8 protein-coding genes are annotated in these 16784 nt (G+C 47.9%); 3 read left to right on the top strand and 5 right to left on the bottom strand.

Annotated elements, in window-relative coordinates; translation table 11 throughout:
• Positions 1 to 3048 (top strand): DNA/RNA non-specific endonuclease (locus QUB63_RS31285; RefSeq protein WP_332949266.1); only part of this gene is annotated, 3048 nt, incomplete at its 5' end.
• A gap of 433 nt (positions 3049 to 3481) precedes the next feature.
• Here the strand turns inward: QUB63_RS31285 and QUB63_RS31280 are convergent.
• The 4 genes from QUB63_RS31280 to QUB63_RS31265 all read right to left on the bottom strand — a co-directional run bounded on the left by QUB63_RS31280 (position 3482) and on the right by QUB63_RS31265 (position 12860).
• Positions 3482 to 4198, bottom strand: coding sequence for a pentapeptide repeat-containing protein (locus QUB63_RS31280; RefSeq protein WP_332949265.1), 717 nt, complete (start codon positions 4196 to 4198; stop codon positions 3482 to 3484).
• A 164-nt stretch (positions 4199 to 4362) separates the two neighbouring features.
• Positions 4363 to 5076, bottom strand: a complete 714-nt coding sequence (locus QUB63_RS31275; protein WP_332949264.1) for a pentapeptide repeat-containing protein — start codon at positions 5074 to 5076, stop codon at positions 4363 to 4365.
• 47 nt (positions 5077 to 5123) lie between these two features.
• Positions 5124 to 10601, bottom strand: a complete 5478-nt coding sequence (locus tag QUB63_RS31270; protein WP_332949263.1) for an nSTAND1 domain-containing NTPase — start codon at positions 10599 to 10601, stop codon at positions 5124 to 5126.
• A 927-nt stretch (positions 10602 to 11528) separates the two neighbouring features.
• Complete coding sequence (locus tag QUB63_RS31265; protein WP_332949262.1) at positions 11529 to 12860, bottom strand: ATP-binding protein; 1332 nt, start codon at positions 12858 to 12860, stop codon at positions 11529 to 11531.
• A 334-nt stretch (positions 12861 to 13194) separates the two neighbouring features.
• Between QUB63_RS31265 and QUB63_RS31260 the strand changes: the two genes are divergently transcribed.
• Together QUB63_RS31260 and ftsZ are read left to right on the top strand one after the other, a co-directional pair.
• Positions 13195 to 14094 (top strand): cell division protein FtsQ/DivIB, encoded by a 900-nt coding sequence (locus QUB63_RS31260; protein WP_332949261.1) that lies wholly within the window; start codon positions 13195 to 13197, stop codon positions 14092 to 14094.
• A 370-nt stretch (positions 14095 to 14464) separates the two neighbouring features.
• Entirely contained in the window at positions 14465 to 15736 is a 1272-nt protein-coding gene (gene ftsZ / locus QUB63_RS31255; RefSeq protein WP_332949260.1) for a cell division protein FtsZ, read from the top strand.
• Between the two features lie 135 nt (positions 15737 to 15871).
• Here the strand turns inward: ftsZ and QUB63_RS31250 are convergent, their stop codons facing one another.
• The gene (locus QUB63_RS31250) at positions 15872 to 16651 is read right to left on the bottom strand and encodes an MBL fold metallo-hydrolase (RefSeq protein WP_332949259.1); all 780 of its coding nucleotides are present in this window, start codon (positions 16649 to 16651) and stop codon (positions 15872 to 15874) included.
• Positions 16652 to 16784: the final 133 nt, after the last annotated feature.

Raw genomic sequence — 16784 nt, 5'->3', positions numbered from 1 at the left:
GGGCAGAACTACAATTTTGCTGTTGAAGCTGTGAGTAATAGCGGCGCTGTGACCAAAGATTTGGGGCAGTTTAAAACCCTACCTCCTGTTAGCAACAGTCCTTTCAGCAGCGTGAGCGTGTTGACTCATGGTTTTACACTTTTGCCTAACCAGTCTGGGATTCCTGATTCCTTTTTCCAAATGGCAAACAAAATTGCCACTGTTAGCGGCAATACACCGGAAAACAGCGGGTTAATTATGCGCTACGACAAGCCTACAGGTAACTGGATTCCTATAGATCTACAGGGACGGGTGATAACTAATTTGACGGGGGGGCTTAACACCAGCGAACCTAATTATCTCTCAACTTTGGCAAATAACTTAAAAGCCGGGGTAGTTAAAGATGGAAAGCGGATTGAATATCTCAACAAAAACAAACCGTTAGTGTTGCTGACTGAATGGTCGTTGGACAGAGAATCTGTCATTCCTGATGTGGGCTTTTCTGAGGGCGCGGCTGATGCTTTGTTTGCTTCTATGGTGCAGTTGGATCTGGCATTAGGGGGTAAGGTTGGAGAGTATGAAGGCAATCAATTAAAGCGGTTGTACGACAGCCAAGGAAACCTGATTCGCCAGCAGGGGGATTTGTTCAATTCGCCCATGCACTTCATGGGTTTCAGTCGGGGTACCGTTGTCAATAGCGAAATCGTACAGCGTTTAGGGACTTTCTTCCCCCAAGCGGGCGGCAAATCTATGGCTGACCGAGACCTCCAAATGACAACAATTGACCCGCACGATTTCTACCAACCTAGTTTGAATTTACAATTACCGAACTTTATCAGCACAAATTTCAGCGATTTCTACGAACCCAAGGTTCAGGTTTGGAATAATGTGACATGGGCTGATAATTATTATCAGACTGTGGCAGATCCTAATAGTTTGACTGCTACTCCTAACGGTCGTTCTTTGAGTCAACTTCCACAAGAGGAGTTGGATAAGAATCCGAAACCTGCTGGACTGAATTTTCCTCAAGCGTCGGGTGTTACTTTAGGTAAAGCAGACCGAGAGATTTTACTCGGTACTCGTGAGGGGGAACCAGGTCGTGAAAACAGCCGGATTGGGTTTACTAAGGATGATAGTATTGGGGGGACGCACAAGCGAGCATTTGGATGGTATGCTGGGACGGTTGATTTAGACCTGGAGGAAGTTTTACTTCAGTATCCTCATGTGGAGGCCTCTGAGAATCCTCAAGCAGTTAACGATATGTTGGGTAAAATGGGTTTACCCGAAATGTTCGATCCGAGTTTCCCGGCAGCTAAACCTTGGTATGATAATGGCAATGGTGAAGGGGTTGGTGAGGGTTGGTTTTATTCTGTTTTGGGTGGAGGTAAAGAGCAGCGTCAGTATAGCCCTACTGGGCGCGTTCCGGTGAGTTTTGATAATACTCTTTCTGCTGGTATGCGGGGAGATTATGCGGTTCCAACTCTGTTTAATGGCAATTTTGACCAGTTTATTCCGAATAAGAGCGCTGCCGAAAATTTGGGTCGAAATACTATCTCTCAGGAAATTCCTGGGTGGTCTTTCCACAATAGTGCCACATCAAAGTTGGTGTCACCTATTAACAACCTCGTAGAGTGGAGTCAGATAGCTCAACAATCTCCCAATTTTTCCAATTACTTGAGCTTATTAGGTATTAACTCTCAAGCTCAAAATTATCAACCCAATTATGCTCTAAAATTAGGTGCGGGCGAGAGCATTACGCACAATCGCTTTGTCGTACCGGATTGGGGAGTATTGCGTTTAGATCTTCACGTTCCAGAGTCATCTTTGAACAAAGGTGGAAGACTCAATGTGTATCTGGAGGAAGTAGGTTCGCTGGAAAATGTAAAAATAGGAGAAATTTCTTTAAAATCTGCTAACCCCAAAAAGAATGAAGCTACCCGCACTAGCTTGACTGTGCGGAATGCTGCTGATGAGACTCGCAAAGCCTATGAAGTTAGTATACCTGCTGATTATGGCTATGACAAAGATACCATTGGTTATGGCTCGTCCGGGTTGGAAACGTTCCACTTTGATGTGCCTGCGAGTTTGAGAGGGAAAGTGGCTAAGCTAGAGCTGAAGTTGGAAGGCGGTGGCGACAATTCAGTTTATATGGATAACGTCTTTTTCAAGAGTGAGGTACTCAAATGGGGTAATCCCAGCGAGGCAAGAAACGATCCGCAGTTTGAAAATAACTTCTTGATTGAAAAGCCTCAATACACCGTTTCTTATAACCGCAGCAAAAACACCGTTAATTGGGTAGGTTGGAAGTTAGATAAAACTTGGTTGGGGACTGTTAAAAGACCGCAGTTTTTTGGCTTTGCCCAAGACCCGGAATTAGTAAAAACTGGCTGGTATTCGGTAAAAGATAGTGACTATGATGCGCTTTATCTCAAAGATAAAGATGGGCAAGTAGTAGACAACCGAAAAGGCGATCGGTATGCCGATGGGTACGTAGATTTTGAAATTGATGAAAATGGGAACTACATTCCTATCCTCGGAATAGATCGGGGTCACATGGCTCCGGCTGCTGATAGAAACAGGACAGCTAAGGATCTTTATGCCACTTTCTTAACGACGAACTTACTTCCTCAAGAGAGCAGTAACAATCAAGGAGTTTGGGGGACTATTGAACAGAAAATCAGAAATGTAATTGAGTCGCCTAACTCAAGCGGTCTGGAAACCTATATGTTTGCCGGGGGATATGGGTACTATGACAATCCCAGCCAGCGTCCCTATACGGGGATATCGCAGAATTCAAACTTAGATCCCCTCATCCAATTCCCAGTCGGTCTGTGGAAAGTAGTTATGACCAAAGACAAAAACACCGAACTCCCTCAGTATGCTCACTATGGTATCTATTTGGGTAACGACGCAAGAAGTGGGTATCAAAAACAATCGATCCAAAACTTGGAAAACTTGCTCAATGGAGATTGGCCAGATATCTCTCCCCAATACCAATTCTTGTCTAACCTGCCAGAGTCTCCAGACAAAGAACGGATTAAGAATACAATCTTTGAGCGCTTGCCATAAAATAATGACTTAGACTGAAGTTCCCCCCACGAGGGGGACTTCAGCAAGGTCAAACCCTTGCTCTGTTTACAATTCCAGCTTTGGGAACTGAAAATCTGTACCCATGTAAGACTTGCCATAATACGGATCTCGCCGTATTATGTCAACAGACAAAGGATCGGCTCAAACCCTCACCAATTCAAGGTTTCATCGATTGTACCCGAAGCGCTCAGCGGCTCCAAAATGTTTGGAACTCGCACAGTCCGACATTTTCTAGTTTTTGGCAGGAGGGAACTTCTGTTTAGAGATTTATATCATGTCCGGTCGATCAACATTATATAGCACATAGTCATTACATTTCCCGATGACCTCATCAAAAATATATCATTCCAATGCTAACGGAAACGATAGGAGTCAAATCCAACATTCATTGACCCTTTATCCCTCTAGCTATTTAGAAAATACAACCCTTCGTGCGGGCCTCAAAAATTTTCATTCTCTCCAATTTAGCATCCGTAAAATTACACCGAATAAAGGTCGATTCTATGGCACCGGCTTTGCTAAAGCTAGCCTTGGTAAAATCGCAATCGATGAACATACATTGTTGAATACACCCTCGATTCCAGTTAACTTTGCTAAAATTGCATCTCTCTTTGGGAGGACAAAAGCTGGAGATAGCCTCTTCCATATCAGCCCCACTGAAGTCAACATCAACACACTCACCAGTCGATACATCAGCACCTCTAAGGTTTGCCTGTTGCAGAACGGTTCCCTTTAGCCAAGCATCGCCCAAGTTCGCCCCCTCTAGAATGGCTTTATTCAAGTTAGTTTGATGCAAGCGAGCCCCGCAAAGTACAACTTCTCTCATGTTAGCGGAGCTCAGGTTAGCTTCATTGAGCCTCGCCACCTGCAATATAGCTCCAGTCAAGTTGGCTCCACTCAAATTGGCTCCCATAAAATCAACAGCTTCTAGGTTAGCCCCTTCAAGATTAGCATCACTCAGGTTTATGCCACGCAGGTTGACTCCTCCCCATCTGGTGTTTTCTTCAGTTTGATATCGTTTGATTAACTCGTCAGCGTAACGTCTACCCAAAAGAATTCCACTTAGGTCAAAGTTTGCAAAGTCTCTTTCTCCGGCAGCATACCGTCCGATCAATTCTTCTGCATCCATAACTTTAGTCCTGAAGTTATTATCGATTCAAGTAGTTTAACTTCTGAATTATAGTACAATCTTCCTGCCTTTTGCTAGTGCAATATAATCAGCAATTAGTCATAATAAATGCGGACCAGAATTAAAAGTTTGCTATTGAAGCGAGCAGGTAATAACTAAGTAGTTTAAAAAATAGAACCTGTCGTAGAGGCATCAAAAACTTTCACTCTCTCCAATTTAGCATCCGTAAAATTACACCGAATAAAGCTTGATTCTATCGCGCCAGCTTTGCTAAAGCTAGCCTTGGTAAAATTGCAATCGATGAACGTACATCGTTGAATACACCCTCGATTCCAGTTGGCTTTGGTAAAGTTGCATTGCTTGATGCTAGCTGGTCCTATACCTACCTCTCTTAAGTCAGCACTGGTAAAGTCAACGTCAATAAAGCGAGAAGTTTCCAAACCAGCCCCTCTAAGCTTTGCTCGCCTCAAAATTGCCCCTATGAATTCGGCATCATACGAAACTGCTCTTTCCAAAATAGCCCCGCTCAAGTTGGTTTGATGCAGTAGAGCCGAGCTAAGGATAACTTCTCTCATATTAGCTCCGCTCAGGTTAGCTTCATTGAGCCTCGCAACTTGCAATATAGCTCCAGCCAAGTTGGCTGAACTCAAATTGGCTCCCATAAAATCAACGGCTTCTAGGTTAGCCCCTTCAAGATTAGCATCGCTCAGGTTTATGCCGCGCAGGTTGACTCCTCCCAATCTGGTGTTTTCTTCAGTTTGATATCGTTTGATTAACTCGTCAGCGTAACGTCTACCCAAAAGAATTCCACTTAGGTCAAAGTTTGCAAAGTCTCTTTCTCCGGCAGCATACCGTCCGATCAATTCTTCTGCATCCATAACTTTAATGCTTGATTCATAACAGTCAACCCTCAACAATCAAATGACTAAAACTGAGGTTTTGCGACCACCCCGTCGCAGAGGCGCCGATCGCGATCGCTGACATTAGGATTAGTTCTGAGATAATCCCCCACCCAATCGCAGCCCCTCACCAGCAAATCATCAAGATCCAAATTCCACAAAATCACCCGATTATCCCGGCCGGCAGAAGCCAGAACCTTCCCATCCGGGCTAAAACTCAAGCCCATCACACTATCCTTGTGACCCGTCAAAGTTTTCAGCAAAGTCCCGCTGCGGCTCCACAGCTTCACCTTACGATCGTAACTGCCCGAAGCAACCAACAAACCATCCGGGCTAAAACCCACGCTAGTCACGCTGTCGCTAGAACCCTTCAGCAGCGTCGCCACCAAAGTCCCGTCCACCTTCCACAGCTTCACCGAATTGTCGTAACCAGCCGAAGCCAGCATTTTGCTATCAGGGCTAAAAGCAACCCCCAACACAAAACTATTGTGAGCCCCTTCAAAAGTCCTCAGCAAACCACCGTCCCGATTCCACACTTTGACAGTACCGTCATCACTTGCAGAAGCCAGCATTTCTCCGTCGGGACTAAATGTCACCCCAGTCACCCAGCCTTTATGTCCCGTCAAAGTCTTAATCAACCTGCCGTTTCTCGTCCAGAGTTTCACAGTCTTATCCTTGCTCGCCGAAGCGACAATCTCGCTGTCGGGGCTAAAACTCACGCTCATCACGCTGTCGGCGTGCCCTTCGAGAGTGAACAGCACAGAAGGCGAACACGGGAATAGCGGCGCCGAAGGACAAGGGAGACTACTACTCATCGCATCTTTGTTCAGACTCCAGACTTTCACCGTTTTGTCGTAACTCCCAGAAGCCAGTAGCTGCCCGTCGGGGCTGAAACTGACGCTGGCGACTCTCTGAGTGTGTCCTTCCAATGTTTCGAGCAAAACCCCCGTGCGGCTCCAGAGTTTGATAGTTTTGTCCGTAGAAGCAGAAGCCAGCTTTTGGCCGTCGGGGCTGAAAGTAACGCTTTGCACCCGGTTTTGGTGTCCGTCGAGGGTTTTGAGCGGCACATCGTCGAGCCGCCAAAGTCTGACAGTTTTGTCAAAACTTGCCGAAGCCAGAGTTTTGCCATCCGGGCTAAAACTTACCTGAGTAACTCGATCGGCGTGTCCCTCAAAAGTTCTCAGCAAGCGGCTCTCCGGTTTAATATTGCTAGCATCCGTTGCGCGTTTGTCGCCAACATTAGTCAGGCTCCAGAGTTTGACAGTCCCGTCTGCACCTCCAGAAGCAAGTGTTTGACCGTCGGGGGAGAAACTGACACCAAATACCCACTTGCTGTGTCCCCGCAAAGTTGTTAGCAGTTCGCCCGCCTTTGCCTGTGTTGATTTTTTTCTGGCTGGGTATTTTAGTGCAGCGATGCTCCAGATTTTCACCGTTTTGTCTTCACCCGCACTAGCAAGCAGTGTACCGTCGGGGGAAAAACTGACGGTATAAATTTTCGAGGGTTTTTTGTTTTCGCTGTGCCACAAATTACCGATTAACCTGCCGTCAGAGTTCCACAGTTTGACAGTACCGTCATCGCTCGCCACAGCAATGATTTTGCCGTCGCGGCTGAAGCTGAGCCAATTTATGGGAGCTCGTTGTTCGATCGTTTGCAGCAGCGTACCGTCAGTTTTCCAAATTTTGATAGTTTTGTCTGTAGATCCGCTGGCGATCGTTTGGCCGTCGGGGCTAAAAGCAACGGTAGTAACGCTGTTAGTGTGGCCGTTTAAAGTTGCAAGCATTGTGCCGTCAGTTTGCCAAATTTTGACAGTTTTATCTAAACTTGCCGAGGCGATCGTTTTATTGTCGGGACTGAACGCGACACAGGAGACACTGTTAGTGTGACCTTTAAAAGTTGCCAGCAAACTGCCGTCGCGCCGCCAAAGTTTCACAGTTTTATCTACGCTGGCAGAAGCTATTGTTTGGCCGTCTGGACTGAAACCCAGACCCCAAACTACGTCACCGTGTCCCTCCAAGCGGTTGCGTTCTTTGACGCCGTAAACTGCCTGCTGGAGGGCAGCAGCAATCAGAATTTCGGTGTCCTTGAGGGTGTGCATTTCTTGGGAGTGTTCGATCTGTCTCCACTTTTTACCCGCTCTCAAACTTTCCATCATGGCGTCAAATTTGTTGTTTGAGAAATAAAGAGCTTCAGAAGCTGCGGTTAAGGTACTGATTTCGGCTCGCTGAGTTTGAGCGACAGCTAGTTGTTTTTGACCGACGGCCCGCCACCAAAAGTTGACGGCGGCGATGGTGGAACTGGTCAGCAGCAGTACGCCGATCACTGCTACTCCCAGCAGTTGTTTGAGAAAAGTATTGGCTCGGTAGAGCTGTGCTTGACTCATCTTTTTGTCGGCTTCTGCTTTGTGCAGTCGGGCTTCTAAGCCGAATCTTTGGCGGATCGGCCGCACTAAATAGTCGTGTACCAATTGATAGCGGTCTTCGGGCGCTTCCCGCAGCAGAAATAGCAAACCGTGACCCACTAAAATGTCTAAAATTAAGTCGAGGTTGTCGGTTTTCTTTTGTCCGCTTTCTGGGTTTTTTGCGAACTGTCGCTGTAGGGAAATTCTGCCGGTGCTGCCGATCGCCGATAATTCAGTTTCGCCCGCATCTGCGGGCTGGTGGCCTGTCACTAAGGACAGTTCGTGTTTGGTTTTAATCAGCCGCACGCCTCTTTCATCTGTCAGGGAAAACAAGATTTTCCAAGCTGCGTCTTCGTTAACCGGCCCGCAGTCAGAGATGACTCCTTCGAGCGATCGCTTCACTAATTCTGCTTTGGGATTGTGGCCCAATTGCTGGTATTGTGCTAGACTGGTAATACCTTCTTCTTGCAGTTGCGCTCCCACTACCTGCAATTCAATCGGTCGCACTTCTTGCAGTTCGTCTGCTAAATCTTCCACGAAGGCATCGATCAGTGTCGGCTCTAAATAAAATTCTGCCCGTTTCGTTAAGTGTCCGATCACAGCCCGCGCGTCTTTGATCGAAAAACTCCGCAGTTGGTAGCGGATGCTTTTGTCGAGAATATTATTGTTAATGGCGTCGAGGTCGGGGAAGCGATCGCAGTCGAGCAAATAGTGCAAGTAATCTTCGCGCAAGCAGAGAATTATCTTGACATAAGGCAGGTTTAAAAACAACCGCAAAAAATTATAAAAAAGTTGTCTTTGTGCCACTGAGGTCGAAACAAAGAAAAACTCTTCAAATTGATCGAAAATCAGCACGGTCAACAAATTATTTTCGGCATTGTCGCGCAACTGCTCTATAATAAAAGAAGAAGTTTCCGAGCTCAGAGCGGGGATAACCGAGCAACTTTTTTTGTGAATTTCCTGTAGTCCTTGGGCGATTAAGTGCCTTTCCTCTTCGGCTTGTTTGTCGTAAAGCGCGCCGTTCAAAGCCTTTTCTAATTCCACCAGCCAGTCGCTGTAAACTTTGACTACTACGGGCAAGGTATCGCGCGCGCCCGGAGTAATATTTTTCAAAGCAGGTACTAAGCCGGCGTTGACTAGAGAACTTTTCCCGACTCCGCTGGGCCCGTGAATAATAGTTAATTTATGGTCGTCCCTGCTAATTCTTTCTAGCAAGCTGTTGATATCTGTTTGGCGCGAGTAGGCTGTCATGGACGCTGCGATCGCGGCTTGATTTTGAGCTGAGGGACTCGAAGGATTGACGGCTTGTCGCTGCTGCTGCAATTGGCTGGCTCCGATAAAAGCCCTAAATCCGTATTGATACTCGATCGATCGCTGAGTCTTTTTAATCCGAAAAGCTTTCAGATACTCTCCCTGCTCGAAATAAACCGCTTGCAGTTGGGTCAAAATATCGATGTAAAGTCGGGGATCGTACTTTGGCTCGCTTTGAGTTTGAGCCAACTCCAAAGAATGCACGGCCGCTTCCCACTGGCCTAGCTCTCGCAAACTTCTCGCTAACAGTAAAAGATACGAACTGCGATCGGATTTGGGATGTTGGATTTTAGATCTCGGCTCGTTACTTGACTCGTTAGTACCCACAAATTCTGGATAATTTCCCGCAAACCCCAATCTCAAATCTTCAATCAGCAATCTCAAATCGTTAGGCGTTTGATCCAAAATCGCCAAAGCCAACTCGGCTAGCTGGCGGGCTTGACTCCACCTCGACTGTTGCAGGGCAACTTCAGCCAAAAACCCGTAATCTTGAGCTAGTTGGCTGGGAGTACCGTAAGTGAAGTGCAACTGCAAAGAATTTTCAGCTAATGCTTGCAACTCTCCCCAAGCTTTCAGGCGTTGCAGCACCTCTCCGAGGTGTGCTGTCACCTCCGCTACTAATTCGGGGCGATCGGCAAGGGAGAAAGCGTTTCTAGATTGTTCCAGGCTAATCCAAGCTTGTTCCCAGTGGTGCCGGTTGGCTACGGGATTTCTGGCGGCTTGCAAGCGGTGACACAAAGCTATGTGAAACAGCACTATGCCTTCTCTCTCTAAAAATAAAATGTTGGGGACAGGATTCGACAGGGAGGAGCAGATTGTCGATCGGTTTTCGGAATATTTCCAGTTTGCCAGTTCCCAGTTGCCGGTTTGCTGCTGCCAAAATATTAAGCTTTCTTGGTAGTGAATTAACGCGGTTTCGGTTTGGTCGCTGACATAGTAATCTCGACCGAGAACGAATTGCAAGCTGGCTTTGAGGGCGGGTTCTAGTTCTTGACCGCGATTTTGTAAATCTCTTAAAGCTAATTCTAGTTCTCGGCGCGACAAAGAGCCGATCGCCAGATCGAGGGTATTGCCGGGACTCAAAGGCGAATAGGAGTGGACATCGGATTGCCGTTTGTTTTGGGGTTGAGAGTTAAAGGTGAGAAAGCGTTCTCCCGAGCTGATGGGGCGCTCCCGGGCGGGGTTTTCCCAGTCGGTTTCGCAGGTGCCAAAACCTGGTCTGGTGCCAGCGGTGCTGCTGCCGAGTTCTTGATTGATTTCGCCTACTTTAAATATAGTATCGGCCCGCCCTGCCAGGAAATTAATTAATTCGTCAACGGCCATTTCAAATTTAATGGTGGCGGCGGCCCAACTTTTGAAATCTGGGGCCAGACGAATCATTTTGGTCACGATATCATCTGTTACCCACAAAACCACCGGGCAGGAAAAATTTTTGCGAAATTCGTCTCGCACTTGATTGGTAGAGGCCATCAGTTCGTCGATCGCTACTACCGTTTCTAAACCGAATACCATCAAAGCCGAGGCGGCACCCGAGGGCGAAGACTCGCTCGCTCGCGTGTTGGCCAGCAGAGTAGTGTAGAGGGTTTTGACGGATGCTGGCAGGACGATATCTTGAATTGGAACTGCGGACATTTCTCGCAGCCGCTGCGCTATTTGCTGCCGCAACTGCTCGTAGTTGCAGCGCACCAAAATTAGCGAGAATTGCTGTTGAGACATCGCGATGGACCTGACCAGAGTTTTGAGCGATCGCTCGTTGTAGCTGGCAGTTTCTTGTAGTTTAAGTAGATCGGTCATGCGTGCACCCCTTTTGCAGAAATCAATTACCTAAGGATCGCCGATCGTGACTGAGACAGTATCTACTTAGAGATGCCCGTATCTGTCTGGCGCTTTATATCTGTAGGAATACGTAGTTGTCCGTACTTCTCTTCTGAATACATACACAGTCATTAGGTTTAATCTAAACACATCATACATCTCAATCTCAAAGAATGAGAAACTTGACAGTAAAAATTAAAATTAGCCTAAAATATTTTTTACTCAGGTACAGATAAAATACCGCAAGCCATAAATATGCGACCGCTAAATTGATCGATAATACCGGCGACTAGCTATTAGTAAACAACTCCGGTGTATCTGTAGCAGATATTTAGCAAAAAAGCCCAATAAATTGTCGTCCGGGAGGGGATTAGTTGGTGCGAAGAGCAACAGTTCAGTTGACCAGGGACTGCTTGAGGGTTGACCGCCAGAGAGCGACCTCTACCTGGAAGGAAGAGGATTGGAGTAATGAATAGTCTTCTTTTAATTTCTCCCGAAAAAGCTTTGGGCTTTAAACCAATTCTTTCTGGTAAATACAGACATAGGGGGGTCTGGTCTTCCAGGTATGAGAGTTGAGATTGGGGAAAGTCCTTGCAGGGAGATTTTTTTACGCACCCATAATATTCTTGGCTTACAGCCAGCCTTCAACAGAAATCAGCCAGCAGTAAAAACTGCTGACTGATTTCTGTATTGGATTTTAGGAGTTCAGAGTTTTGAGCTGTGAATGAGAATTTATACCATTTTCGATTTTCAATTTGTTAGATTAAAGAATTGGGAAGGAGTGAGGAAGCTCGTGGTTTAGAACTCGCCTGCCGTTGCATTTTGTTTGGGAAATGGTGTTAAAGAGTTGCTTTCGTCACAGGGGGCTCCCGGGCGATCGAGAGTTGCTCCGATCGAAAATCCCAACTAATTTTCGTGGTTGCGCTGCTGCCACTCCTGATATTTTCTGGTTTCTGCTAGGGCTGGATTGATGCCAAACCAGCGACCTTCTCGATCGCGGTATTCAAAGACAAACATACTGCGCAACAAGATTTGAGATTCTTCTTCGCCGGTTACACTTTGTCGGTTGACGACTTGAAACAGCAGTTCCCATTCCGTGTCATTGATGGCTCCGAGAAGGTCATCGCGGTATTCTTGAATGACGCTTTCGAGGCATTCGCGAGAGAACGGAGGGTCTTCGTGTTGCAAACAGCTATACAAAAGCATCAGTAGATTGCGAACGTGGCCGCCGCTAATCCGGCAGAGCCTGTCTAAAGTTTCGGGAGAGTCAAAGACTTTGGAAATCAAATCGATGCGTTGAGGGGGAGCAACTGTGGGGAAAGCTCTAGCTAATACTAGCTGCCGCAGCAGTGCCATACCTTCGATGTGATCGTCGCCCGATCGCATTTGCACCGGTACCATCGGCATCACCTTGGGTTTGACTCCAAATCGACTGGCGAGGCGGCCGAAGTCGTTGGAAAAAATCAAAGTCAGGGGAATCGTGTAGACGACATGGCAATTGAGTTTTTTCAACTGTTCGCCGCGGTCTAAAAACAGGTATTCTGGCTGGGTGCGTCCGCTGGGTTTGAGGGAGGCGTCGAGGCGATCGAGGTTGTCAACGATGACTGCGAGCCCTTTTTTGCCTTTGTGCTTGAGTTCGGCGTTAGCTTTGTTGAGGAGTTCTTCGTTGATCGACTGCAAAATGCTGTTGGTGCGGGGTTCGAGATATTGCCTCAGTTGCGATCGCAGTTTGGGAGAGTCTTTAGTTTTAGCAGTAACTTTAGCAATGCCTATAGATAACTCCGCTTCCGCTGATAAATCTATGGGAGTCTGCAAAAATTCTGCCACTTCTGCAAACAGATTTGTAAAATAGCTCGGTCTGAGTTTGATTCTGGCCGATTCCATAGTTTCGCTGACTTGGCGGGCAATGCTCAGCAAAATATCGCTGATGTCTACATCTCCCATGTCTAAGTCTTGGGAAGACTCGAAGTAGACGACGCAAAAACCCTCTTGCTCTAGCTCAGCTTTGAGTCGAAACAATTCGGTAGATTTGCCGCAGCCGATATGTCCTGTAAATAGCTGACAGGTTGGCTGATCTGGCGAGATCCGGGTAATGGTTCGCTGTAAAGATTCAATGATTTTGCCGCCCCGCACGGAACCAAAATCGATGTAGTATTGATAATCTCCTGGGTCTCCCGCGACAAGGGTCTTGCTAGGGTTGCAGGCTTTATAGAATCTGTCTAATTCGAGTGGGATCACAATTGAAGCCGACTAAAAGTTAAAAGAGTTAATCGAAAGTCTAAACTTTCTTTCGTTGAGTTTAGTTTGATTTGTCACCCTTTGCCCTGTGGGGTAATGCCCTAAATACCCAAACAACCTCTATCTGCTAATCAACCGGACGGCGCGGGAATGGGGAATTTTTAATGGGGAATTTTTAATTACCTACCGGCATCGGTGATTTTACGGATATGGGCACTCCTTATGGGTAATTTTGCGGGGATCTGGTTAAATGGTAGGGGGGTAGGCAGCTTGAGAGAAATTAAACAGTTTTGAATTTTTGCTAATTTTAAATTACTAAATTGTCAAGAGGTAGATGGCTAGTTTTGGAGCGGTTTCTCAAACAGAGTTAGGGCGCAGGCGTCAAGAGCTGCGGCGGCAGCGCCGCGCTCGATCGGTGGCCCTGCTGTGGCAAACGGTGGCAGCGAGCGCGATCGCCGGGGGTTTGCTGTGGTGGATTGCACAGCCGGCTTGGTTGATTGCCCGATCGGAACAAGTGAAGGTGGAGGGCAATCAGTGGCTGTCGGACAAGGCGGTGCGCTCTTTGGTGCCGCTGTCTTACCCGCAGTCGCTGTGGGGAATTCAACCGCAGGCGCTGGCCGAAAAGCTGGAGTCAACGGGGCCGATCGCCAAAGCAAAGGTGACTCGCAACTTGTTTCCCCCGAGTTTGACTGTAGAAGTGTCAGAACGGCTGCCGGTGGCGGTGGCGCAGCCGACTGCGGTGTTGAGATCCAACAGCGACAAGGAAAAAGTGGGGTGGCTGGACGCTCGCGGAGGTTGGATGCCGTCGGATAGTTATGCTGCTGTGCGGCCCCATAGCTCGATCGGACTCCGCAGCGCTGGGGGAACTGGGCCTGAACACTCTTTGCCAACTTTAAAAGTCATCGGGCCTTTGGAACTGTATCGCGCCTCTTGGCCGAAGTTTTACCAAGGACTCAGTGGCTTGACGGTGAAAGTTTTTGAGATTGATTGGCAGAACCCTAACAACTTGATCTTGAAAACAGAGATCGGTAGCGTACACTTAGGGCCGTACAGTTCCAAGACGGCTTCGCAACTTAAGGTTTTAGACCGAATGCGGCAATTGCCAAAACAGCTAGATTCAAGCAAAATAGCCTACATTGACTTGAGAAATCCAGCAGAGCCGATCGTCCACTTGCCAGAACCCCCCCCTAGTTTGGAGACTTCAAGTCCGGCACCAGCTCCGGCACAGAATTGAGCCTCCCTCAAGCAAGGGAAGGTAAAAAGTATTTGTCGTCAGCCGGCCGAATTTTTAGCCGTCAGGATCGAGACGCAGGCCTTGAAATCAGCACACTATGGGCGATCGCGCATCGGGATGGGAAAAAATTCGGATTTTTCTTTTCATCCCAATGCGGTTCGGGCTAGTATCGATTTTTTTTCCTTCTGCGTTGCGTACAAGCGCCCGGATGGGGGTCAATGGATGTCTCGGCTAGCGTGGCCGGCCAAATCCGAGATTGCTAACATTGAGCCTCGATCTGTGTTAGTTTTTCGCGCAACATAGCCTATAGTTGATCGTGAATTGGCGTTTAGTTAAGTTAAGAAGCTGTAATCTACTATCCCCGACTCTAATGAATCTTAATAATAGTCAGGGGTCTGACCAAGACAGTCCCCCTTCGGAAGAAGTAAAAAATTTTCCGGTGGCCCTCGATTCCGCCAATCCCTTTAGACGCAAGTCTGGTTATGTAAATGTAGATAGTATTGATATCGATCCTATGGTCAATCCCAAAGACATAATGCCCAGCAGTGCCGCCAAAATCAAAGTAATTGGCGTCGGCGGGGGTGGCGGCAACGCCGTTAACCGGATGATTGCTAGCGAGGTTTCTGGCGTAGAGTTTTGGTGCGTGAATACCGATTCGCAAGCTCTGGTGCTCTCAAATGCTCCGAAACGCTTGCAAGTCGGACAGAAGCTGACGCGCGGTTTGGGCGCGGGGGGCAATCCGGCGATCGGACAAAAGGCTGCGGAAGAGTCTCGCGACGAAGTTGCTAATGCTCTCAATCACGCGGATTTAGTGTTTATCACAGCCGGCATGGGCGGGGGTACGGGCACGGGCGCGGCTCCGATCGTGGCTGAGGTGGCTAAGGAAATGGGCGCCTTGACTGTGGGCATAGTGACGCGGCCTTTTACGTTTGAGGGACGGCGGCGCACCAGCCAAGCTGAAGAAGGAATCGCCGCTTTGCAAAGCCGGGTGGATACGCTGATCGTGATTCCCAACGACAAGCTGCTGTCTGTGATTTCGGAACAAATGCCGGTACAAGAGGCTTTCCGAGTTGCTGACGATATTCTGCGCCAAGGGGTTCAGGGTATTTCTGACATTATTACAATTCCCGGTTTGGTGAATGTTGACTTTGCTGACGTGCGGGCTGTAATGGCGGATGCGGGTTCGGCTTTGATGGGCATCGGCGTGGGTTCTGGCAAGTCGCGGGCTAGGGAAGCTGCAATGCAGGCTATTTCTTCGCCTCTGCTGGAAGCTTCGTCTATTGAGGGCGCTAGAGGTGTGGTGTTTAACATCACTGGCGGTACTGACATGACGCTGCACGAGGTGAATGCGGCGGCGGAGACGATTTACGAGGTTGTCGATCCCAATGCCAATATTATTTTTGGAGCGGTGATTGACGAGCGGCTTCAGGGGGAAATTAAGATTACTGTGATCGCTACGGGTTTTTCGGGAGAAGTTCCGTCGCCTCCGCCTGCGGGGCGCACGCAAAATGTGAATGCTCCTTGGCGGGCTGCAACTGCGCCGGTGACTCCCGCTCAACAGACGCAGGATACGAAAATTAAACCGCAAGATTTGGGATTGGATATTCCTGAGTTTTTGCGCAACCGCCGCCCGCCCAAATGATTTTAGATTTGGGATTTTAGATTTTAGATTGTGGATGGCGGATTAATCTCAAATCTCCAATCTGAAAAATCTAAAATCTCTTGAGATTTGGGATTTGGGATTTTAGATAAATCTAAAATCTAAAAAATCTAAAATCTAAAATCTAAAATCTAAAATCTCTAGGGTTTGTCCGGGTTCGGGTTCGAGGAGTTGGGTGGAGAGTCCCGATTTTGCGAGTAAATCGCGAAATTCGGGGATGCTGCCGACCGATCGCACTAACATTGGTAAAATGCCTGTGGCTCGGATGTCTCCCGCGGCTGTAGGCAGGAAAAACCGAGGTTTGAGTGTTTGGGCGAGGCGGAGGGCTTCCGAAGGGCCGATGATTACTTGTCCGAGGAATGGGAAGATTTGACCGATGACTGGGGCGATGGCTACGTCTACTGTGTCTATTTTCTGTTTGACTTTTTCTAATGGTGGCAGGTGCGGTTCGTAATAAAGTGTCTCGCCGCTGCTTAAATCTTTGAGTAAATAGCCGTTTTCTTCTTGTCCGGGCCCGATTTCGGCTCCGGGTACGGCGGTAATTTGTAACATTTCTTTAAATTTAAAATCTTGCCAATTTGCTAAAGATGTGATATGGGTGTAGCCTAAACTGCTGAGGACTTTGGCGGCGGTGGGTGAGGCGATCGCGGGAATTGTGCGCTCGAGCTGTTCGAGTGTTGGTCTGTGACAGTGGTCGTCTAAACCTTGGGAAATCAGGATAAGGTCGATCGGCGGTAAGGTGCTGGGAGTGAAGGCGACGGGGGTGTTGTGGTAGGCGGTAAACAGCCAGGGTTGACCGTAAAATACGAGGGGATCGACCAGCCAGGGATCGACGAGGATGGTTTGGCCGGAGATGTGGAAGATCCAGGAGTTGAGGTCGATTCGGGTGAGTTTCACAGGTGTTTGCAATAATTCTTTACATTTATTTTAATGATAGCCTGTGCCACGAAGATCGCCGCCGAAGGGAATTCGGGCCTACACAAACAAAACGCCACGAAGATCGCCGCCGAAGGGAATTCGGGCCTACACA

It is taken from the genome of Microcoleus sp. ARI1-B5 (assembly GCF_036705795.1).
GTDB lineage: Bacteria > Cyanobacteriota > Cyanobacteriia > Cyanobacteriales > Microcoleaceae > Microcoleus.
Note: the sequence above shows the minus strand (reverse complement) of the source record. Positions and strands in the feature narration are given on the sequence as shown.

What these genes read in the sequence shown, in the direction of transcription:
- QUB63_RS31280 (WP_332949265.1), bottom strand. Translation starts at nt 4,198, where the DNA reads ATGGATGCAGAAGAATTGATCGGACGGTATGCTGCCGGAGAAAGAGAC.
- QUB63_RS31260 (WP_332949261.1), top strand. Translation starts at nt 13,195, where the DNA reads ATGGCTAGTTTTGGAGCGGTTTCTCAAACAGAGTTAGGGCGCAGGCGT.
- QUB63_RS31275 (WP_332949264.1), bottom strand. Translation starts at nt 5,076, where the DNA reads ATGGATGCAGAAGAATTGATCGGACGGTATGCTGCCGGAGAAAGAGAC.
- QUB63_RS31270 (WP_332949263.1), bottom strand. Translation starts at nt 10,601, where the DNA reads ATGACCGATCTACTTAAACTACAAGAAACTGCCAGCTACAACGAGCGA.
- ftsZ (WP_332949260.1), top strand. Translation starts at nt 14,465, where the DNA reads ATGAATCTTAATAATAGTCAGGGGTCTGACCAAGACAGTCCCCCTTCG.